Source organism: Micromonospora sp. ALFpr18c, assembly GCF_008868155.1.
Lineage (GTDB): Bacteria > Actinomycetota > Actinomycetes > Mycobacteriales > Micromonosporaceae > Micromonospora.
This window is the reverse complement of the sequence record NZ_WBKR01000042.1, coordinates 1-19073: the sequence shown is the minus strand read 5'-3', so window position 1 is coordinate 19073 and position 19073 is coordinate 1. Positions and strand designations below refer to the sequence as shown.

The following is a 19073-nucleotide window of genomic DNA, read 5'->3' as shown; positions in this document are numbered from 1 at the left end:
GATGACCCCGTGGTCAACCCTCCGACCGGCGCGGGCCGGTGCCGTCCGGCCGGGCGTCGTGGGTGAGGTCGCCGTCCAGGTCGTCGCGCGGCTCGTCCAGCCCCACACCGTCGGTCGCCCGCTGGGCGCGCCGCTCCTGCCGGCCCTCCTTCTCCACCTGGCGGCGCTCCAGCCGCTGCCGGCGCTGCCCCGCCTCGTCCAGCTCCTCGGCCAGCCGGGTCAGCTCGGAGCGGAGGAAGTCGCGGGTGGCGACCTCGCCCAGCGCGATCCGCAGCGCGGCGATCTCCCGGGCCAGGTACTCGGTGTCCGCCTTCTGCGCGGTGGCCCGCCGCCGGTCCTCCTCCAACGCGACCCGGTCCCGGTCGGCCTGCCGGTTCTGTGCCAGCAGGATCAGCGGCGCCGCGTAGCTGGCCTGCAACGACAGCACCAACGTGAGGAACGTGAAGGTGTACGGGTCGAAGCGCAGATTCGCCGGTGCGAGAGTGTTCCAGACGAACCAGATCGTGATGACCACCGTCATGACCACGATGAAGTTCGCGGTGCCCATGCCCCGGGCGATGCCCTCCGACCACCGGCCGAACGCCTCCGCGTCGAACCGGGGCAGCTTGACGCCTCGGGGCTCACGCGGCTGGTCCAGCCGCTCGGCCCGCCGCTGGTCAGCCATCCGTGCCGTCCAGCGCCGCGTCGGAGGCACCCGCGGCGGTCAGGGTGTCCCGGTCCCGCCAGTCCCGGGGCAGCGAGTGGTCCAGCACGTCGTCCACCGTCACGGCGCCGACCAGCCGGTTGTTCCGGTCGATCACCGGCATGGCGACCAGGTCGTACGTGGCCATCCGGCGGGTGATCTCCGGCAGTGGAGTGGTGGGGCGCAGCGGGTCGATGTCGTTGACCACCACCTTGCCCAGCAGGTCGGCCGGTGGTTCGCGCAGCAGCGCCTGGAAGTGCACCATGCCCAGGTAGCGGCCCGTCGGGGTGTTCTGCGGGGCGCGGGTCACGAAGACCTGGGCGGCGACGGCGGGGGACAGTTGCGGCTCCCGGATCCGGGCGAGCGCCTCGGCGACGGTGGCGTCCGGCGGCAGGATGACCGGCTCCGAGGTCATCACGCTGCCCGCCGTGCCCGGCGTGTACTTGAGCAGCTGACGCACCGGGTCCGCCTCGTCCGGCTCCATCAGGTCCAGCAGGACGTCCTGCTCGGGCGGGGGCAGCTCGTTGAGCAGGTCGGCGGCGTCGTCCGGGTCCATCTCCTCGAGGACGTCGGCGGCCCGCTCCCGGTCCAGGGCGGCGAGGATCTCCACCTGGTCGTGTTCCGGCAGCTCGCTGAGCACGTCGGCCAACCGTTCGTCGTTCAGTGCCGCGGCGACCTCGTTGCGTCGTGCGTCCGGCAGGTCCTGCAGGGCGTTGGCAAGGTCGGCCGGGCGCATGTCCTCGAGCACGGCGAGCAGGTTCGCCGTACCCCGGTTGTCGGCGATGCCGCTGAGCCCGCGCACCCGGTCCCATTCGACCTGGTGCAGGTGGCCGCGGCGGCTGAGCCGGCCGGTCTGCTCGCGGACCGCGACCCGGCTGAGTGCCCACTCACCGCCCCGGCTGCACTCCATCGCGACGTCCACCACCGCGCCGGGCTGGCCGCCCGGTTCGAGCTGCACCCGCCGGTCCAGCAGCTCCTGGAGCACGAGCAGCTCGTTGGGACGCTTCTCGAACCGGCGCAGGTTGAGGGTGCCGGAGCCGAGCACCACGGCGTCCGGGTCGATGGACGTGATCCGGTTGATGGACAGGAAGATCCGTCGACGCATCGGCATCTCGGCGACGAGGCCCACCACTTCCGGTGGACGCTTGGTGGCCCGGAGCCGGGCCACGGCGTCCCGAACACGGCCCACCTGGTCGCCGTTCGGATCGAAGACGGCGACTCCGGCGAGGCGGGCGATGTAGACCCGGGTCGGCGTGCTCACGGGCACCAGCCTAAGCGCCTAGTGTTTATCAACATGTCGACCTTGGCGTACGAGATCGTGGACGTCTTCACCGACCGCCCGTTCGCCGGCAACCCGCTGGCCGTGGTGTTCGGCGCGGAGGCGCTGGCGACCGAGCAGATGCAGACGCTCGCGCTGGAGTTCAACCTCTCCGAGACGGTGTTCGTGCTGCCTCCGACGCAGGTCGGCGCCACCTACCGGGCGCGGATCTTCACTCCGGTGGAGGAGTTGCCGTTCGCCGGGCACCCCAGCGTCGGCGCGGCGGTGACCGCGAGCCGGCGCGGATTGTTCGGTGTGGGGCAGATCACCCAGGAGTGTGGTGCCGGGGTGCTGCCGATCGAGGTGACGGCGTCCGGCGCGACGCTGACCGGCGGCACCCCCACCCTCGGCCCCGAGTTGGACGCGGAGCCGTTGCTGGAGATCGCCGGGCTGGGCGCGGACGACCACGCCGGCCCCGCACCCCGGGTGGCCGGATGTGGGCTCGAGTTCCCCTACCTGCCGGTGCGGCCGGAGGCGGTCGCCCGGGCACGGCTGAACCCGGCGGTGGCGGAGCGGTACGGGGTGGCGCACGTCAGCGTCTTCTCCTGGGACGCCGCCACGCAAACCGCGCACGCCCGGGTCTTCGTGCCGGGGCTCGGCGTACCGGAGGACCCGGCGACCGGCTCGGCGGCGCTCGGCCTCGGTGTCTGGCTGGTGGCGAGTGGCCTGCTGCCCGGCGAGGGGACGTCGGAGTACGTGGTCCGCCAGGGTGTGGAGGTGAACCGTCCGTCCGAGCTGGCCTGCACGGTCACCGCGGCAGGTGGCGTGGTGGTCGGCGCTACCGTCTCCGGCCAGGTGATGGCGGTGGCCCGGGGCGAGATCGGCGTACCGCCCTTCGTGGGCTGACCGGCGCGCACGCGTCCATGCGGGAGAATGCGGGTGTGACGGACGAGGACGCCCCCGGCGGCACGCCGCTGGTCGACGAGGCGATGAAGAAAGCGGCGGTGGCCTGGGTCAGCGTGGCCGGCGGGCCGGCGCTCGCGCTCTGGTGCGCCCCGCTGGAGGGGGCGCTCTTCGTGGTCAGCGGCCCCGGTGAACAGGCCGCGCCGGGCCTGGCCGACGCGACCGAGGCGCAGGTCACCCTGCGCGGCGACCACGGTGGCCGGATCGTCACCTGGTCGGCGCGGGTGACCCGGGTACGCCCGGGCACCGAAGCATGGGACACCACCGCGCCGCTGGTGGCGGGCAAGCGCCTGAACGCGCCCGGTCCGACCGCGGATCTGGTGGCCCGATGGGCCGCCGAGGACTGCGCCGTGAACCGCCTCGCCCCGGCCGGTGTGCCGCTGGCCGGCGCCGACCTGCCGTCCGACGCGCAGTCCGAGCCGCCCCGGCCCACACCCGCGGTCCGTGTCACCCGCAAACCGTTCCGCCTGCACCGGGTGCGCCGCCGCCGCTGACGCCGGTCGTCAGACCGCACCCACCACCTCGGCGTCGATGTCGATGAGGTCGAGCACGTCGCGCAGCGTGCCGAGCATCGGGCCGTGCCATTCCCGGTCGGCGTTGAACACCATGTGGTCGCTCAGGTCGGGTGCGGCGAGCCGGACGGCGGTCATCCCGGCCCGCTCGGCGCCGGTCAACTCCTGGCTGCCGCCGTCGCCGACGTAGAGGCAGTCGCCCGGTGCCAGCCCGAGCCGGTGACAGGCGGTCAGGTAGAGCGCCGGGGCCGGCTTGCACTGTCCGACCTGCACGGAGAAGACCCGCACGTCGAGGAGCGGGGCGATGGCGAGCTGCGGGAGGAACGCCGGCAGCTCGTGCGTACAGTCGCTGATCACGCCGGTGCGCAGGCCGCGCTCGCGCAGGGCCGCGAGCACCGGCACCGCGTCGGCGCGCAGCCGGGTGTCCGCGCGGACGGCCTGGTGCCGGGACGCGACGGCCGCGCGCAGCGCATGGTCACTGGGGTGTACGCCGGCCTGGGCGCACACCCAGCGCAGTGTCGCCTCCGCGTCGCCGAGCTGGCCGGTGGCCCGCTCGTAGTAGGTGCGGTCCAGCACCTCGGTCAACGTGTCGGTGGGGCATCCGAGCAGTTCGGCGGTGCCGAGGTGCGCGACGCCGCGTTGCACCGAACGGGTCAGCGTGCCGAAGAAGTCGAACAGCACCGCCTGGTAGCTGGGCATGGAAAGCGCCTCCGGGCGGTCGGGGGTCGCCGACGGGAACCCGCGTGATCGTAACGGAGTGCTGACGGTAGGTGGCGATGGTCATGCGTGTGAGGATTGCCTCTCGCGGCACCACTCTCCGCCCGCCCCACCCTGGATCCGCTGACCACCGGCGCGATCAGCTTGGCCGTGGTCGCCGTGTCGTCGTCCGCGCCGTTGATCGCGTACGCCGCCGACCCCGCGCTCGCCGACGACCGCGACGAGGGGCAGGGTGGCGGCCACGCTACCCATCGATGCCGACGGCCGCGGCGCTGGCCGTCCAGAGCCGGGCGGCGAGCCGCGGGTCGGCCGCCTTGCGGTACGGCCTGCGCAGCCGGCGGTTGTAGTAGTAGCCGCCGTCGACGAGGCGGGCCGGATCCTGGTTGGTCAACCAGAGCAGCGTCTCGGCGCCCTTTTCCGGGCTGCGGAACGGCAGGACGCGCATGCCGAAGGCGACCAGCCTGCTGTCGTTGGCGAACCGGGTGCGCACCACCCCGGGGTGGAAGCTGTACGCGGGGATGCCCGGCCAGCGGCGGGCCGCCTCGGCGGTGAACAGGATGTTCGCCTGCTTGCTCGTGCCGTACGCGCCCATCGGTCGGTAGCTGCGCAGCGGCCCGTTCAGGTCGTCCGGGTCGAGCGCCCCGAAGCGGTGCGCGCCGGAGGCGGTCACCACGATCCGGCCGATCCGGTCGGCGAGCAGGTTGGTCAGCAGGAACGGGGCCAGGTGGTTGGCCTGGATCGACAGCTCGAAGCCGTCGACGGTGGTGAGTGGTTGCAGCGCGATGGCGCCGGCGTTGTTGGCGAGCACGTCGATCCGGTCGTACGCGTCGCGCAGCCGGTCGGCGAGCCGGCGTACGTCGTCGAGCACCGCGAAGTCGGCCCGGAACAGCTCGGGACGCTCACCCGAGGTCTCCCGTACGCGTTCCGCGGCGGACTGCAGGCGTGCCGGGTCACGTCCGACCAGCACCACCTGGTCGCCTCGGCACGCCAGTTTGATGGCGGCGGCCAGCCCGATGCCGGAGCTGGCCCCGGTCACCACCACCAGTCGACGCCCAGTGAGATCTTCCACAGGTCCATTCACCCCGGTCATGGCGCGAGGTTACCGTGGCGTCACCACGCCCTTTGGGATCGTTAAGTTTCTGGATCTGTCGTCAGGTGGCGTCGGCGTGCCCCGCCGGACGCTGGAAGGAGCGCATCCATGGCCGCAGTCGGTCGTCCCCGCCGATCCTGCCTCGCCGTACCCGGTTCCAGCGTCAAGATGCTCGGCAAGGCGCAGGGCCTCCCGGCCGACCAGGTCTTCCTCGACCTGGAGGACGCCGTCGCCCCGCTGGCCAAGCCGGATGCGCGCAAGAACATCGTGGCCGCGCTCAACGAGGGGGACTGGGCCGGCAAGACCCGCGTGGTCCGGGTCAACGACCTGACCACCCCGTGGACCTACCGGGACGTCATCGAGGTCGTCGAGGGTGCCGGCGCGAACCTGGACTGCATCATGCTGCCGAAGGTGCAGACCGCCGCCCAGGTGCAGTGGCTGGACCTGACGCTCACCCAGATCGAGAAGACGCTCGGTCTCGAGGTCGGCCGGATCGGCATCGAGGCGCAGATCGAGAACGCCGCCGGTCTGGTCAACGTGGACGCCATCGCCGCGGCGTCGCCCCGGGTGGAGACCATCATCTTCGGCCCCGCCGACTTCATGGCCTCGATCAACATGAGGTCGTTGGTGGTCGGCGCGCTGATCCCCGACTACCCGGGCGACCCGTACCACTACATCCTGATGCGGATCCTGATGGCCGCCCGGATGCACGACAAGCAGGCCATCGACGGCCCGTTCCTGCAGATCCGCGACGTCGACGCGTTCCGCGAGGTGGCCAAGCGCTCGGCGGCGCTGGGCTTCGACGGCAAGTGGGTGCTGCACCCGGGTCAGATCGACGCCGCCAACGAGGTGTACCAGCCGGCGCAGGCCGACTACGACCACGCCGAGCTGATCCTCGACGCGTACGAGCACTACACGTCGGAGGCTGGCGGCAGGCTGGGCGCGGTGATGCTCGGCGACGAGATGATCGACGAGGCGTCCCGCAAGATGGCGCTCGTCATCGCCGCCAAGGGCCGGGCCGCCGGGATGAGCCGTACCTCGTCGTTCACCCCGCCGGAGTGACCGGCCCGGGGTGGCCACCGCCGGTGGTCACCCCGGCCTCGGGTATTCGCTGCTCAGTAGCCGCTGTCGCTGCTGGCACCCGTGGTGATGGCCAGAACGATCACCACGATGTAGAAGATGATGAGCAGCACCAGCAGCGCGGTGAGGATCCAGCCGATGATGATGGCCGCCTTCGCCATCCCCTCACCGCCCTCGCCGCTGAGCCGGATCTGCTTCTGCGCCACGTGCCCGAGGATCGCGCCGACCGGCGCGGTGATGCAGGACGCGAAGCCGACCAGGGCCAGTACCAGCGCCGCGATGGCCAGCCCGTTGGTCTTCGGTGGCGGCGGGTAGCCGTAGCCGGAGTACTGCGGCGGGTAGCCCGGCGGGGCGTACCCCGGCGAGGGGTACCCGGGCGGGGCGTAGCCGGGCACCGGCTGCCCCGGCACCGGCTGCCCGCCGGCGTAGGGGTCGACCGGCGCGTACGGGTCCGCGGGGCCGGCTTGGGCGGGCACCGGCTGACCGGCCACGAGGGTCGGGTCCGGTGGCGCGCTCGACGGTTGGGCCGACCAGGTGGGGTCGGTCCAGCCGCCGGGCGGTGGGGGATTGGTCATGCGAACTCTCCGTCAGGTCGGGTGCGCCGTCAGGGTAGCCAGCGTCGGGTAAACACGACGCCCCCGCTACCGGGTGCCGCGTTGCTCGGGCCCCTCGCAAGGGGCAGGATCCCTGGCATGGCAATAGACGCGCGCGCCGCGGACCGCTCCGGCAGCCGACCGAGACGGGACGCCAGCCGCCCCGGCATGGCGCGACGCACCCGTGCGGCCACACCGCCCGGCAGTCCCGGTCCGGACGAACCGGTCGCGCTCGCCGACCCGGTGACCATGCGGCTCGACGGGCGGGTCGCCCTGGTGACGGGGGCGGGCAGCGCGGACGGCATCGGGTACGCGACGGCCCGCCGACTGACCGACCTGGGTGCCCGGGTCGCCATCGTCTCCACCACGCGGCGCATCCACGATCGGGCCGGCGAGCTGGGTGTGACCGGTTTCGTCGCCGACCTGACCGACGAGTCCGAGGTCGGCGCTCTGGCGGATGCCGTCGCCGAGCAGTTGGGCGACGTGGAGGTGCTGGTCAACAACGCGGGCCTGGCGAGCCGGGCCAGCCCGGAGGTGCTGCGGCCGGTCGCCCAGTTGTCCTACGACGAGTGGCGCGGCGAGATCGACCGCAACCTGACCACCGCCTTCCTGTGCAGCCGGGCGTTCATCGGCGGGATGGCCGAGCGGGGCTGGGGTCGGATCGTCAACCTGTCGGCCACGGCCGGCCCGCTCAACGCGCTGCCCACCGAGGCCGCGTACGCGGCGGCGAAGGCCGGGGTGGTCGGGCTGACCCGGGCGCTGGCCATGGAGATGATCGCCGACGGGGTGACCGTCAACGCGGTGGCGCCCGGCACCATCTACACCGCGGCGTCCACGATGGCCGAGATCAAGCAGGGACTGGGTACGCCGGTGGGTCGACCGGGCACTCCGGACGAGGTCGCCGCGGCGATCAGCTTCCTGTGCTCGCCGGCCGCCTCGTACATCACCGGGCAGATGCTGGTGGTGGACGGCGGCAACAGCGTCCGGGAGGCCCGCTTCCGCTGACCGCGCGGCGGGTCAGTATCCGCCGCTGTCGCCGGTGTTGCCGAACAGCACCAGGGCCAGCCAACCGCAGCAGGCCAGCAGGGTGAGCCCGGTGAACACGTACCCGAGGATCAGCCCCCACGTGGCGAGCTGGTCGCCCTCCTCGTCGCTGGTGCGGATCTGCCGTTTGGCAACGTGGCCGAGGACGGCGCCGGCCGGTGGGAACACGAAGGCGAACACCAGCGACAGGATCGCCAGTACGTTGGTGCCCCGACCCTGGCCGGGCGACGGTGGACCGTACTGGCCGTAGGGGCCCTGCGGGGCGTACGGCGGTTGCTGGCCCCAGTGTCCGGCCTGGTGCGGCCCCGGCTGCCCGTACGGCGCCGGTTGGTCCGCCGGCGGAGGCGCGTACGGCGGCTGGTCCCGGGGTGGCTCGTAGGGTGACGGCGGCGGCTCGTCTCCCGGGGGTCCCGACGGCGGCGGGTAGCTCACAGTTGTGCTCCTCCTGCCGGTGCCGGAAAAGTCCCTCTTGCCGGACGCTACCCGCAGCGGTGAACCTTTTCACAGCGGTTGTGTGGACTGGTCACCTTGGCCTCGTCGGCCCCGTAGACCGATACTGAGCCAGCGTTCAGTTACCCATGAGTAGTGCGCTGATCCCCGGAGGCTGAGATGGCCCGACTAGCCCAGACGCCCGGCCTGACCGATGTGCAGCGGTCGATCCTGGAGACGGTCCGGGAGTTCGCCGACAAGGAGATCATCCCGCACGCCCAGCGACTGGAGCACGCCGACGAGTACCCCACCGACATCCTCGACGGGATGCGCGAGATGGGACTGTTCGGCCTCACCATCGACGAGGAGTACGGCGGGCTGGGCGAGTCGCTGCTCACCTACGCGCTCGTGGTCGAGGAGCTGTCCCGGGGCTGGATGTCGATCTCCGGCATCGTCAACACCCACTTCATCGTGGCGTACCTGATCTCCCAGCACGGCTCCGCCGAGCAGAAGGCCCGGCTGCTGCCGAAGATGGTCACCGGTGAGGTGCGTGGCGCGTTCTCGATGTCCGAGCCGGAGACCGGCTCCGACGTCTCGGCGATCACGTCCCGCGCCGTCCGCGACGGCGACCGCTACGTGCTCAACGGGCAGAAGATGTGGCTCACCAACGGGGCGTACTCCTCGGTGGTGGCCACTCTGGTCAAGACCGACACCGGCGCCGACTCGGTGTACGGCAACATGAGCACCTTCCTGCTCGAGAAGGAGCCGGGCTTCGGCGAGACCGCGCCCGGCCTCACCATCCCCGGCAAGATCGACAAGATGGGTTACAAGGGCGTCGAGACCACCGAGATGGTGCTCGACGGCGTCACCGTGCCCGACTCCGCGATCCTCGGCGGCGCCGACAAGGTGGGTCGCGGCTTCTACCAGATGATGGACGGCATCGAGGTGGGCCGCGTCAACGTGGCCGCTCGTGCCTGCGGCATCTCCATCCGCGCCTTCGAGCTGGCGGTCGGCTACGCCCAGCAGCGCAGGACCTTCGGCCAGCCGCTCGCCAAGCATCAGGCCATCGCCTTCAAGCTCGCCGAGATGGGCACCAAGATCGAGGCCGCGCACGCCCTCATGGTGAACGCGGCCCGCCTCAAGGACGCCGGCCAGCGCAACGACGTCGAGGCCGGGATGGCCAAGCTGCTCGCCTCGGAATACTGCGCCGAGGTCGTCCAGGAGGCGTTCCGCATCCACGGCGGCTACGGCTACTCCAAGGAGTACGAGATCGAGCGGCTGATGCGGGAGGCCCCGTTCCTGCTCATCGGCGAGGGCACCTCGGAGATCCAGAAGACCATCATCTCCCGTGGCCTGCTCAAGGAGTACAAGCTCTGAACCGCGCCTGCTGATTCGGTCGCCGGTCGCCGGTCGGTCCGGCCGCGTCGTCGCTCAAGGGCGTGATGACTGTGAGGCATCAATATGACTCACAGGCATCACGCTTCCCACCGAGGTCGTCCGCGCCGACACACGCCTCGTCTCTGGTACCCGCCGGCTCTCTGGCCAGGTCCCGCGGCTGGGGTGGGGCGGGTCAGGTTAGGCGGGTCAGGTTGGCGGCGGCGCGTTCGACGATCAGGCAGCGGTCTTCCACGTAGTCCATGCCCGCCTCTTCGGCGATCTGTCGCGCTTCGGCCGAGACGATGCCGAGTTGCAGCCAGACCGCCGGGGCGCCGATCGCCGCCGCGTCCCGGACCACCTGCACGGCGTCCGCCGCCGGGCGGAACACGTCGACCAGGTCGACGGGGTGTGGGATGTCGGCAAGGGTCTTGTAGGCCCGTTCCCCGAACAGTTCGTCGACCGTCGGGTTGACCGGGATGATGCGCCAGCCGTACTGCTGCATCTGCAACGGCACGCCGTGCGCGGCCTTGAACGGGTCGCGGGACGCGCCCACGACGGCGATCACGGCGGAGTCGGCGAGGATCTGCTGAGCGGTGCGCACCCGCCGACTGTAGCTCCGCCGGCCCCGCCGAAGGCGGGCGAGGAACACGCGACGCCCACGGGCCCGACTGGCGCTTTGCGCGGAGCGAAGCAGACCGGTAACTCCGTGGGTTGTCGTACCCCGGAACCCAGGGACGGCGGCCCACGGCGGTCAGTCGGTCGTCGGGCCGGGGCTTGTACGGCAGGAACGAGGTCGAGTCCACCCACAGCTCTGCGGAGTAGTCCGCCGTTCCCGCCTTCTCGGACAGCACAGCTGCGGGCGTCACCGGGTCACGCTGGCAGTTCGTCGGCGCCACGTGTCGCGGTGGATGGGGGAGGTGTCGCCGCAGGTCGGAGCTTTCCGCCTGGCAGGAAGACTAGAGCAGGGTCAGCTGCTCGGCGGGCGGCGCGGGCGGCGGCGCGGGCAGGCGTCGGTTGTCGCCCGGCTCGCCCCGGAGCAGCCCGTGGCGGCGGGCCGCGATCCGCACCCGCGCGGTCAGCTCCCGCTGGTACGCCTGCGGGGCGTACGCGCCGGAGCGGTACAGCTCGCGGTAGCGGGGGACGAGGTGCGGGTGCTCACGCGCGAGCCACTGCGCGTACCACTCCCGGGCGCCGGGCCGCAGGTGCAGCGCCAACGGAGTCACGTCGGTCGCTCCGGCAGCGGCGATTGCCGAGACCGTGGCGTCGATCGACTCCTCGCTGTCGCTGAGGCCGGGCAGGATCGGCGCCATCAGGACTCCGACGGAGAAGCCGGCGTCGGTGAGCCGGCGGACCGCGTCGAGCCGGCGGCTCGGGTGCGGTGTGCCCGGCTCGACGCCACGCCAGAGCTGGTCGTCGACGAAGCCCACCGAGAAGGAGATGCCGACGCTGGTCACCTCGGCCGCCTGGCGCAGCAGGGGCAGGTCGCGCAGGATCAGCGTGCCCTTGGTGAGGATCGAGAACGGGTTGGTGAAGTCTCGCAGGGCCGCGATGATCTGTGGCATCAAGCGGTAGCGGCCCTCGGCTCGCTGGTAGCAGTCCACGTTGGTGCCCATCGCTACGTGCGCGCCCCGCCACTTCGGCGCGGCCAGTTCCCGCCGCACCAGCTCGCCGGCGTTGACCTTGACAATCACCTGCCGGTCGAAGTCCGCGCCCGCGTCGAGGTCCAGATATGTGTGAGTATTTCTCGCGAAGCAGTAGCGGCACGCATGAGTGCATCCACGGTACGGGTTGATCGTCCATTCGAACGGGACGCGGGACTGCCCGGGCGCCCGGTTGAGGATGGACTTGGCCTGCACCTCGTAGAAGGTCATCCCCGCGAACTCGGGGGTGTCGAAGGTGCGGGCGACGGCGCCGGGCAGCGCCAGCGGCAGGGGTGGCGTCGCTGGCGCTGCCCGCTCGGGGTCTCCCTCGACCGGGGGAGCGGTGAGGTTGTCCCAGGCATGGCCACTATTCGAACACGTGTACGAGGTCGGCGCAAGTGACTCGCCGGACACCCGTGACTGATCGACGCCCCGGCGGGGCAGGATGGACGGCATGGAGACGTCGACCTTCGTCTACGACGGGGACTGCGCGTTCTGCACGACGTGTGCGGAGTTCATCGAACGCCGGATCCCCACCACCGCGCGGGTGGTGCCCTGGCAGTTCGCCGACCTCGACGCGCTCGGCCTCACCGTCGCCGAGTGCGAGGAGGCCGTGCAGTGGGTCGGCGCGGACGGCTCGCGCGCGGCCGGGCCGGACGCCATCGCGAAGCTGCTCGCCGCGAGTGGGCGACTCTGGCGGGTGGCCGGGGCGGGCCTGCGGTTCCCACCGGCGCGGGCCGTCGCCTGGCCGGCGTACCGCTGGGTGGCCCGCAACCGGCACCGGTTGCCGGGCGGCACGGCCGCGTGTTCCCTGCCGCAGGAGGCCCGGGAACGGCTCTATGGCCCGGCTGGCCGCCCGAGCGCCGGGGCCTGATCCTCGCGCGACGTCGGCTCGGTGCCGGGGCCGGACGGCTCATGGACCACGGTGGTCGCGGGCTCGCGGCGGCCGATCAGCCAGCGGGCCCAGAGCAGCGGGCGGATCCGCTCCAGCGGCAGGAAGCTGGCCATCGCGGCCAGGTGCGGCGCGAACGAGATGGTGATGGTCGCGATGGTGACCGCGTGGAACGAGTAGAAGAAGCCGACCATGGCCAGCCGCCACCGGGCCGGCAGCAGGAAGACCACCGGGCTGAGCAGCTCGAAGGCGACGATGCCGAACTGGGCGACGATCAGCAGGTACGGCACCTGGGCGATGAGGTCCGCCAGGTCGGTGCCGCGCCGGATGATCGCTCTGGCCAGCACCGAGCCGGTCAGCCAGTCCAGCCCGCCGAAGCGGAGCTTGGCCCAGGCGGCGAGGAAGTACGTGCAGATCACCGCGATCTGGGTGACGCGCAGCGCCCAGCCGCCGGCCTCGGTGCGGGTGGTGTCGCCGTGCCGGGCCCGACCAGCGGTGGGTAGGACGGCCAGGGCGACGAGCAGCCCGAAACGGTCGTGGTCGACCTTTCCGTAGCTCATCGCGATGATCATCCATTCCAGGTACAGCGCGCAGACCGCCCAGCCGAGCAGCCGGGGCGCCCGACCGGTCGCGGCGAGCAGGGCGAGCAGCAGCAGCGCCCAGAAGATCACGGCCACCAGCGCCGGCGTCGGTGTCGGCAGGGGGAGCACACGGCCGATCAGCAGCGGTTGGTACAGCTCGCCCAGGACACTGGCCCGGGTGCGTACCCAGGGAGTGAAGATCACCAGGTCGGCGGCGACGAAGAGGTAGATCACCGTCCGGAACGCGGCGATGCGGCCTCGCGGCACCGCCTCGGTCAGCCAGCGGCTCATCGGGGGGCCTGCCAGCTGACCACGGTCTCGTCGGTGTGCTGGCCGGTCGGCCGGCCGGCGCGGATGCCGTGCCACCGGATGACGATGCGGACCTCGACCAGCACGGCGGCGCCGGGGTGGCGTTCGGCGTACGCGTCGGCGACCTCGGTGAGCAGCGTCGGGTCGGCGGCGTACCGGGCCTGCTGGCCCTCGATCTCGGCGCGGCGGATACCGGTGGCGTTCTGGTCGAGGTCGATCACGACGCCGGCCGAGTCCACCCCCTCCACGCGGGTGTCCGGTGCGGGCGCGTTCGGCGGGTTCGAGGTGGCGTACATCCGGAAGGGGCCGAACGGGAAGTCGTCGTCGCTGCCCCACAGGGTGCCGGCCAGTAGGAGGACGAGACCGAGTGCGGTCGCGCCCAGCCGGGTCGCACGCCCGCGGGTGGTCAGGGTCTCCATCGGGTCGTGACGATACGGGATGTACCGGCCGTGCCGGGTCCCACCGACGGCCAGTTCCGCCTGCCCAGGTCGGTGATCAAGCGGGCGTCGGGTGGGTACGACGAAGGCCGGGCCCGATCGGGCCCGGCCTCGCGTGCCGTCGTACGACGACTCAGTGGTTGTGCTCGGCCAGCTGCTTGCGGACGTCGTCCATGTCCAGCGCCTCGACCTGCTCGATCAGGTTCTCCAGGGCGGACTCGGGAAGGGCGCCCGGCTGGGCGAAGACGATGACGCCGTCGCGGATCGCCATGATCGTCGGGATCGACCGGATGTCGAACTTGGCACCCAGCTCCTGCTGGGCCTCGGTGTCGACCTTGCCGAAGACGATGTTCTGGTGCTTCTCCGAGGAGCGCTCGTAGACCGGGGCGAACCGCTTGCACGGACCACACCAGTCGGCCCAGAAGTCGACCAGGACGATGCCGTCGTTGCCGGTCACCTCGTCGAAGTTCGCCGAGGTCAGCTCAACGGTTGCCATTGCACTCTCCGATCACCGCGGTTTGCCTACGTCCCGTAGAACCAGGGCTGACCGTATCGAATTCCCGGGCGGTGGGGCCCGAAACGTGCTGCGGGCTGCTCAGGGCTGCCGAGCGTCATCGATCCGCGTCTGTCCGTCCCGACCTGCGGAACGCAAATGCACGACGCACTTGCGTGACCTGCCGTGATGGGAGCGTTTCCAGGGAGATCCACCCGATCGAGCGCTACGAATCGGTAACTTGACCCCTGACAAGGACGTATCCGGCCTGCGGAGATCGCTGATCAACTCATGATTCGTCACTGATAGTAGTGTTACAAAAAGATAAATGTGACCTCGATCTCTGTTGAACCTACGCACCCGTAGGGCAGAATTCCTCACATCAGAGCGTGGGCGGCGGGTGCCGGGGAGGGCCCCGCCGCTCATTGCGTCTCCCCTCTTTCGAGTGACCGGTGTGACATTTCCGCCGGGCTCGCGCCCCGCCGGTCGCCTTAACCACCGGTAAGGCATGCTGTGCCGAACTCCATCGCCGCCCGTCGAAGGGGACCAGGATGCAGTTCGGCCGCTACTACGAGGAGTTCGAGGTCGGCGCGGTCTACCGGCACTGGCCGGGCAAGACCGTCACCGAGTACGACGACCACCTCTTCTGCCTGCTCACCATGAACCACCACCCGCTGCACATGGACGCGCACTACGCCGAGACGGCCAGCCAGTTCAAGCGCAACGTCGTGGTCGGCAACTACATCTACTCGCTGCTGCTCGGCATGTCCGTGCCGGACGTCAGCGGCAAGGCGATCGCCAACCTGGAGGTCGAGTCGCTGCGGCACGTGGCGCCCACCTTCCACGGCGACACCATCTACGGCGAGACCACCGTGCTGGACAAGCGGGAGTCCGGCTCCAAGCCCGACCGGGGCGTGGTGTCGGTGGAGACCCGCGGCTACAACCAGGACGGCACCATGGTCTGCGTCTTCCGCCGCAAGGTCATGGTCCCCAAGCGGGAGTACGCGGCCAGCGCCGTCCCCGACGGCGTGGACCCGGAACGGCCCAGCTTCCCCACGCCCCGCTGAACGCGCGGCGTGTCGACGCCGCAGGATCAGGGCTCCTTCCCTCGGGTAGGGGTCCTATTTCCGTTTCGAGGCATATGCTGGCGCCGGAGGTTCCGATGAGCCACTCCGTCGCCGGAGAGCCGCCCTCTGCCGGCCGCCGAGCCGCACCCTTGACCACCGCCGTCTACTCCGCCGCCGAGTGGGACCTGCTCACCAGCCTGCCCGGTCGGGTCCTCGTGGCCGCCGCCGCGCCCGGCCCGGGTCGTCCCGAGCGGGGTGTCCTGGCGAACCTCGCCGGCCTGGACGCGGTGGCCGCCGGCCGGGCGTCCGACAGCGACCTCGTCCGTGCCGTCGTCGCCGCGATCTACGCCCGCCACGACGGCACCCCGCAGCCCGCCGAGCGGCTCACCGATCTGGTGGACCTGCTGGCCGCCTGCCGCGCGGCGGTCCGGGTCATGCGCCGGCGCGCCGATCCCGCCGACTCGGCCGCGTACCGCCAGTGGGTGCAGTCGGTCGCGGCCCGGGTCTGCCGGTCGGCGCCCGGCCCGCCGGGACAACCGGCCAGCCCGGCCGACCGCCGTTTCCTCGACCGGCTCGGCGGCGCGCTCGGGTTGGGCTGAGATCGGCGGGGTGTCGCGGCGGGCGCCGAGCTGGTCCGTACCCTCTGATGACCGTGACCGACGACCAGCTTGAGGTGGGTGTGGGCCCCTGGCCGGGCGACCCGCCGGACGACCCGCGCTACGACCCGCAGTTGCTCGCCGAGGGCGACCGGCGCAACGTGGTCGACCGCTACCGCTACTGGCGGCACGAGGCGATCGTCGCCGACCTGGACCGGCACCGGCACGGCTTCCACGTCGCCATCGAGAACTGGCAGCACGACTTCAACATCGGCACGGTGGTCCGTAACGCCAACGCGTTCAACGCCGCCGAGGTGCACATCGTCGGACGTCGACGGTGGAACCGGCGCGGCGCCATGGTGACCGATCGCTACCAGCACGTCCGTCACCACGAGACGATCGAGGAGTTCGTCGCCTGGGCGGCCGGGCGGCGGCTGCCGGTGTTCGGCATCGACAACCTGCCCGGTTCGGTTCCGCTGGAGACCGGCACCCTGCCGCGGGACTGCGTGCTGCTGTTCGGTCAGGAGGGGCCGGGTCTGTCCGAACCGGCGCGCGTCGCGTGCGACCAGCTCTACTCCATCGCGCAGTACGGCTCCACGAGGTCGATCAATGCGGGTGTGGCCAGCGGGATCGCCATGCACGCGTGGATCCGTACGCATGCCGGGCCGCCGCCGGACTGACCCTTCCGGGCGCCGAATCGGACGGTCCGGCTTGACGTGTCGGCGGATCGGGGTGACGGTGGGGATGTGAGTGTCGCGGTGAGTTGTCCGAGATGCGGGGGCCCGGTACGGGCGCCGGATCTGATGCACACCGAGTCGAGATGCCTGGGCTGCGGGCCCGTCCCGCCGCTGCATGTGCCCGAGCACATCGGAGCGGAGATCGTGGCGAGTGTGGTCGATCGCATCACCGCGACCACGGATCCGCCGGTGACGCCGCTCTGGTGCCCGTGGCCGCTGCCGCCCGGCTGGACTCTCGCCGGCGTGGCGTACGCGGGGGACGAGCGGACCGGTGTGCGGGCGACCGCCGTGGCCTGCGCGGGCCCGGCGCCGCTCGGCGGTGGTCCGGCCGACCTGGTCTTCGTGGCCGAGGAGCCGGGCGTGGGCCTCGGTACGCGACTCGCCGGCCTGTCCGGCCCGGACCCGGGACCGCAACTGGTCGACGCGCTGACCGACCCCGGACCGGGTCATCCGGAGCACGTCGGGCAGGCCAGGATCAAGGTCGGCGGGCATCCGACTCCACTGTGGGTGGTGAATTCACCCACGGATCGAAGCGCGTACGCCGGCGAGGCTCGGGGAATGTGGCTGCATGCGATAGCCTGGCCGGCGAGTGCGGGACACCTGCTCGCGGAAGATGTCGTGCTTCACGACCTGACCGAGTGGACTCCACCCGAGCTCGTGTACGGCGCACCATCTCCGTACCTATCAGGTAGGGCTTGACAACCCTCCCGGATTGACGGAGAACGGACGCAGATCTTCACTGTACGACACCACACTGATACTCTGGGTGCCGCTGCGGTAATGGGACCCGGCGCCGCGCGAGAGGATGGCCCGCCATGGTCAAGAAGGTCCTCACCTGGGCCGGAATCGCATTCTTGATCTTCTTCGTTGCCTACCGGCCAAACTCTGCGGCGGATGTGTTCAAGTCGCTCGGCGGTGGCATCGTGGATATCGCCCAGGGATTCGGCGACTTCTTCACCAGCCTCGTCGCCTAGCCGTCGATGGGTAGCCCCTCCGGTCCACCCTTCGACCCGGACGACCCCGACCGGGAACGTCGCGAGCGTGACACCGAGCCGATACCGCGGATCGGGCCCGATGACGGCCCGGGCTACGGTGCCGGCCCCGGCCTGTCCGACGGTCCGTCCCTATCGGACGACGTCGGCTACGGCGACGGGCCCGGCTATGCCGGTGAGGGTCGCTCCGGTCGGGCCTGGATCCGTGATCCGGAGGCCAGCTACCAGCCTCCACAGATCTCCGAGGACGAGCTGGCCGGGTTGCGCGCCGACGCGACCGGGGCAACCCCTCGGCGGGTGTTGCCCCTGGAAGACGAGCCCAGCTCGCTGGTCGCCCGTTACCTCTTCCCCACCGAGCGCTACCGGGGCGAGTGGAAGCGGCACTGGATCCACCTCACCAACCCGCTGCTGATCGGCATCGGGGCGACGTTCGTGCTCGGCTACCTGTCCGGCTTTCTCGCCGGTAACGACGTGGGTGCGTTGACGACCATCGCCGTGCTGCTGTGGTTCGCGGTGATGGGCTGGGTGGCCTGGAAGGTCGCCGACTGGTGGTATGACCGTTTCATCCTGACGAACAAGCGGGTCATGGTGGTCAACGGCATCGTCACCCGCAAGGTCGCCATGATGCCGCTGGTCCGGGTCACCGACATGAAGTACGAGCAGACGCCGACCGGTCGGGCGCTCAACTACGGCACGTTCGTGTTGGAGTCCGCCGGCCAGGAGCAGGCCCTGCGGGAGATCAAGAACCTGCCCAACCCGAACGAGCTCTACCTGCGTGTGGTGGAAGAGATGTACGAGCCGCAGGCGGTGGAGGCCCGGCTGGGCAAGGAGGCCGACGAGGCCAAGGCCGACGACGGGGCGTGAAAGTTTTCGTCCGAACATCGGAGCAAGTGCGCACCTTTCGTCATGGACCAGGCGGCCCCTGACGTGGCACTCTGCCAGAACGGCAGGGTGGCGGGGGAGGTGAGCGGTGGCGAGCAGGGACTCGTTGGAGGAGGAGTTTCGCGAGTTCGTCGCGGCTCGTTCACCCGCGCTGCTGCGCACCGCGTACCTGCTCGCGGGTGACTGGGCCACGGCCGAGGACCTGCTCCAGACGGCGCTCACCAAGACGTACCTGGCGTGGAAGCGGCTCGGTGGGATCGAGGCGGTCGAACCGTACGCCCGACGGGTGATGGTCAACACGTCGACGAGTTGGTGGCGGCGACGCTGGCACGGTGAGCGCCCCACGGAGGTGCTGCCCGAGCGGGCCGGTGTCGACGAGATCGAGCAACAACTCGACCGCGACCTGCTCTGGCGGCATCTGCGGGAGCTGCCCACCCGGCAGCGGGCGGTGCTGGTGCTGCGCTACTACGAGGACATGTCCGAGGCGCAAACCGCCGCGATGTTGGACATTTCGCCGGGCACGGTGAAGAGCCAGGCGTCCCGGGCGCTTTCCACCCTGCGCCGGCGGTTGGGCTCCGCCGTGCCGGAACTGGCCGCCGATACAGCCACCCCGGGCCGGGCGGCCACCGCCGGCACCGCTCGCACCGGCGGCGCGGGCTCCCCGACCAGGCGGACGCCGGCCGGCACGACGCCCCGACCCCG

24 protein-coding genes are annotated in these 19073 nt (G+C 71.2%); 13 read left to right on the top strand and 11 right to left on the bottom strand.

Annotated features, from left to right (window positions below; genetic code table 11):
• Window positions 1-13: 13 nt before the first annotated feature.
• Both F8271_RS10755 and F8271_RS10750 read right to left on the bottom strand, forming a co-directional pair.
• Complete coding sequence (locus tag F8271_RS10755; protein ID WP_151489558.1) at window positions 14-664, bottom strand: DUF1003 domain-containing protein; 651 nt, start codon at window positions 662-664, stop codon at window positions 14-16.
• The gene (locus F8271_RS10750; protein WP_151489557.1) at window positions 657-1943 is read right to left on the bottom strand and encodes a magnesium transporter MgtE N-terminal domain-containing protein; all 1287 of its coding nucleotides are present in this window, start codon (window positions 1941-1943) and stop codon (window positions 657-659) included. The genes F8271_RS10755 and F8271_RS10750 overlap by 8 nt, the downstream gene beginning before the upstream one ends.
• A 33-nt stretch (window positions 1944-1976) precedes the next feature.
• On the opposite strand from F8271_RS10750, the gene F8271_RS10745 reads away from it, so the two are divergent.
• On the top strand, window positions 1977-2846 hold the full coding sequence (locus tag F8271_RS10745) for a PhzF family phenazine biosynthesis protein (RefSeq protein ID WP_151489556.1): 870 nt from the start codon (window positions 1977-1979) through the stop codon (window positions 2844-2846).
• A gap of 17 nt (window positions 2847-2863) precedes the next feature.
• Complete coding sequence (locus F8271_RS10740; RefSeq protein ID WP_151489555.1) at window positions 2864-3397, top strand: hypothetical protein; 534 nt, start codon at window positions 2864-2866, stop codon at window positions 3395-3397.
• Between the two features lie 9 nt (window positions 3398-3406).
• On the opposite strand, the gene F8271_RS10735 is transcribed toward F8271_RS10740, so the two are convergent.
• Window positions 3407-4114, bottom strand: a complete 708-nt coding sequence (locus tag F8271_RS10735) for an HAD family hydrolase (RefSeq protein ID WP_151489554.1) — start codon at window positions 4112-4114, stop codon at window positions 3407-3409.
• 262 nt (window positions 4115-4376) lie between these two features.
• Complete coding sequence (locus tag F8271_RS10725) at window positions 4377-5201, bottom strand: SDR family NAD(P)-dependent oxidoreductase (protein WP_151489553.1); 825 nt, start codon at window positions 5199-5201, stop codon at window positions 4377-4379.
• Between the two features lie 129 nt (window positions 5202-5330).
• Between F8271_RS10725 and F8271_RS10720 the strand changes: the two genes are divergently transcribed.
• Window positions 5331-6284 (top strand): CoA ester lyase, encoded by a 954-nt coding sequence (locus F8271_RS10720; protein WP_151489552.1) that lies wholly within the window; start codon window positions 5331-5333, stop codon window positions 6282-6284.
• Between the two features lie 53 nt (window positions 6285-6337).
• Here F8271_RS10720 and F8271_RS10715 read toward each other — a convergent pair whose 3' ends face one another.
• Window positions 6338-6877, bottom strand: a complete 540-nt coding sequence (locus F8271_RS10715) for a DUF4190 domain-containing protein (protein ID WP_151489551.1) — start codon at window positions 6875-6877, stop codon at window positions 6338-6340.
• 186 nt (window positions 6878-7063) lie between these two features.
• Here F8271_RS10715 and F8271_RS10710 point away from each other — a divergent pair, with 186 nt between their 5' ends.
• Window positions 7064-7900, top strand: coding sequence for an SDR family NAD(P)-dependent oxidoreductase (locus tag F8271_RS10710; protein ID WP_192580239.1), 837 nt, complete (start codon window positions 7064-7066; stop codon window positions 7898-7900).
• Between the two features lie 12 nt (window positions 7901-7912).
• Here F8271_RS10710 and F8271_RS10705 read toward each other — a convergent pair whose 3' ends face one another.
• The gene (locus tag F8271_RS10705) at window positions 7913-8371 is read right to left on the bottom strand and encodes a DUF4190 domain-containing protein (RefSeq protein WP_151489549.1); all 459 of its coding nucleotides are present in this window, start codon (window positions 8369-8371) and stop codon (window positions 7913-7915) included.
• 177 nt (window positions 8372-8548) lie between these two features.
• Here F8271_RS10705 and F8271_RS10700 point away from each other — a divergent pair, with 177 nt between their 5' ends.
• Window positions 8549-9745, top strand: a complete 1197-nt coding sequence (locus F8271_RS10700; protein WP_151489548.1) for an acyl-CoA dehydrogenase family protein — start codon at window positions 8549-8551, stop codon at window positions 9743-9745.
• 193 nt (window positions 9746-9938) lie between these two features.
• On the opposite strand, the gene F8271_RS10695 is transcribed toward F8271_RS10700, so the two are convergent.
• Both F8271_RS10695 and F8271_RS10690 read right to left on the bottom strand, forming a co-directional pair.
• On the bottom strand, window positions 9939-10346 hold the full coding sequence (locus F8271_RS10695; protein ID WP_151489547.1) for a CoA-binding protein: 408 nt from the start codon (window positions 10344-10346) through the stop codon (window positions 9939-9941).
• 355 nt (window positions 10347-10701) lie between these two features.
• Window positions 10702-11841 carry an Rv2578c family radical SAM protein gene (locus F8271_RS10690; RefSeq protein ID WP_151489546.1) on the bottom strand — a complete coding sequence of 380 codons (1140 nt, stop codon included), beginning with the start codon at window positions 11839-11841 and terminating at the stop codon, window positions 10702-10704.
• Between F8271_RS10690 and F8271_RS10685 the strand changes: the two genes are divergently transcribed.
• Window positions 11840-12259: a thiol-disulfide oxidoreductase DCC family protein gene (locus F8271_RS10685; protein WP_151489545.1), complete on the top strand. Its 420-nt coding sequence runs from the start codon at window positions 11840-11842 to the stop codon at window positions 12257-12259. The genes F8271_RS10690 and F8271_RS10685 overlap by 2 nt on opposite strands.
• Here the strand turns inward: F8271_RS10685 and F8271_RS10680 are convergent.
• The 3 genes from F8271_RS10680 to trxA form a co-directional block, all read right to left on the bottom strand.
• A complete protein-coding gene (locus F8271_RS10680) occupies window positions 12223-13149 on the bottom strand; it encodes an HTTM domain-containing protein (protein ID WP_151489544.1) in 927 nt (308 codons plus the stop codon). The two genes, F8271_RS10685 and F8271_RS10680, sit on opposite strands and share 37 nt — an antisense overlap.
• Window positions 13146-13586, bottom strand: a complete 441-nt coding sequence (locus F8271_RS10675) for a hypothetical protein (protein ID WP_151489543.1) — start codon at window positions 13584-13586, stop codon at window positions 13146-13148. The genes F8271_RS10680 and F8271_RS10675 overlap by 4 nt, the downstream gene beginning before the upstream one ends.
• 151 nt (window positions 13587-13737) lie before the next feature.
• Window positions 13738-14100, bottom strand: a complete 363-nt coding sequence (trxA, locus tag F8271_RS10670) for a thioredoxin (RefSeq protein WP_030329190.1) — start codon at window positions 14098-14100, stop codon at window positions 13738-13740.
• Window positions 14101-14648: 548 nt separating this feature from the next.
• Here trxA and F8271_RS10665 point away from each other — a divergent pair.
• From F8271_RS10665 to F8271_RS10640, 7 genes are all read left to right on the top strand, one after another.
• Window positions 14649-15164, top strand: a complete 516-nt coding sequence (locus tag F8271_RS10665) for a MaoC family dehydratase (RefSeq protein ID WP_151489542.1) — start codon at window positions 14649-14651, stop codon at window positions 15162-15164.
• A 95-nt stretch (window positions 15165-15259) separates the two neighbouring features.
• Window positions 15260-15763 carry a hypothetical protein gene (locus tag F8271_RS10660; RefSeq protein WP_151489541.1) on the top strand — a complete coding sequence of 168 codons (504 nt, stop codon included), beginning with the start codon at window positions 15260-15262 and terminating at the stop codon, window positions 15761-15763.
• A gap of 53 nt (window positions 15764-15816) precedes the next feature.
• On the top strand, window positions 15817-16440 hold the full coding sequence (locus tag F8271_RS10655) for an RNA methyltransferase (RefSeq protein ID WP_151489570.1): 624 nt from the start codon (window positions 15817-15819) through the stop codon (window positions 16438-16440).
• A 36-nt stretch (window positions 16441-16476) separates the two neighbouring features.
• Complete coding sequence (locus tag F8271_RS10650; RefSeq protein ID WP_370461893.1) at window positions 16477-17196, top strand: DUF6758 family protein; 720 nt, start codon at window positions 16477-16479, stop codon at window positions 17194-17196.
• Between the two features lie 116 nt (window positions 17197-17312).
• Window positions 17313-17471 (top strand): hypothetical protein, encoded by a 159-nt coding sequence (locus F8271_RS32340; RefSeq protein ID WP_165942702.1) that lies wholly within the window; start codon window positions 17313-17315, stop codon window positions 17469-17471.
• Between the two features lie 6 nt (window positions 17472-17477).
• Complete coding sequence (locus tag F8271_RS10645; protein ID WP_151489539.1) at window positions 17478-18353, top strand: PH domain-containing protein; 876 nt, start codon at window positions 17478-17480, stop codon at window positions 18351-18353.
• Between the two features lie 106 nt (window positions 18354-18459).
• Window positions 18460-19073, top strand: a 614-nt coding sequence (locus tag F8271_RS10640) for a SigE family RNA polymerase sigma factor (RefSeq protein WP_225854395.1), incomplete at its 3' end; no start/stop codon positions are given.

Bases quoted from the DNA above. Each gene is read 5' to 3' on its own strand.
- F8271_RS10755 (WP_151489558.1), bottom strand. From the start codon at position 664: ATGGCTGACCAGCGGCGGGCCGAGCGGCTGGACCAGCCGCGTGAGCCC.
- F8271_RS10745 (WP_151489556.1), top strand. From the start codon at position 1,977: ATGTCGACCTTGGCGTACGAGATCGTGGACGTCTTCACCGACCGCCCG.
- F8271_RS10740 (WP_151489555.1), top strand. From the start codon at position 2,864: ATGCGGGAGAATGCGGGTGTGACGGACGAGGACGCCCCCGGCGGCACG.
- F8271_RS10735 (WP_151489554.1), bottom strand. From the start codon at position 4,114: ATGCCCAGCTACCAGGCGGTGCTGTTCGACTTCTTCGGCACGCTGACC.
- F8271_RS10720 (WP_151489552.1), top strand. From the start codon at position 5,331: ATGGCCGCAGTCGGTCGTCCCCGCCGATCCTGCCTCGCCGTACCCGGT.
- F8271_RS10715 (WP_151489551.1), bottom strand. From the start codon at position 6,877: ATGACCAATCCCCCACCGCCCGGCGGCTGGACCGACCCCACCTGGTCG.
- F8271_RS10710 (WP_192580239.1), top strand. From the start codon at position 7,064: ATGGCGCGACGCACCCGTGCGGCCACACCGCCCGGCAGTCCCGGTCCG.
- F8271_RS10700 (WP_151489548.1), top strand. From the start codon at position 8,549: ATGGCCCGACTAGCCCAGACGCCCGGCCTGACCGATGTGCAGCGGTCG.
- F8271_RS10685 (WP_151489545.1), top strand. From the start codon at position 11,840: ATGGAGACGTCGACCTTCGTCTACGACGGGGACTGCGCGTTCTGCACG.
- F8271_RS10690 (WP_151489546.1), bottom strand. From the start codon at position 11,841: ATGCCGTCCATCCTGCCCCGCCGGGGCGTCGATCAGTCACGGGTGTCC.
- F8271_RS10680 (WP_151489544.1), bottom strand. From the start codon at position 13,149: ATGAGCCGCTGGCTGACCGAGGCGGTGCCGCGAGGCCGCATCGCCGCG.
- F8271_RS10675 (WP_151489543.1), bottom strand. From the start codon at position 13,586: ATGGAGACCCTGACCACCCGCGGGCGTGCGACCCGGCTGGGCGCGACC.
- trxA (WP_030329190.1), bottom strand. From the start codon at position 14,100: ATGGCAACCGTTGAGCTGACCTCGGCGAACTTCGACGAGGTGACCGGC.
- F8271_RS10665 (WP_151489542.1), top strand. From the start codon at position 14,649: ATGCAGTTCGGCCGCTACTACGAGGAGTTCGAGGTCGGCGCGGTCTAC.
- F8271_RS10660 (WP_151489541.1), top strand. From the start codon at position 15,260: ATGAGCCACTCCGTCGCCGGAGAGCCGCCCTCTGCCGGCCGCCGAGCC.
- F8271_RS32340 (WP_165942702.1), top strand. From the start codon at position 17,313: ATGGTCAAGAAGGTCCTCACCTGGGCCGGAATCGCATTCTTGATCTTC.
- F8271_RS10645 (WP_151489539.1), top strand. From the start codon at position 17,478: ATGGGTAGCCCCTCCGGTCCACCCTTCGACCCGGACGACCCCGACCGG.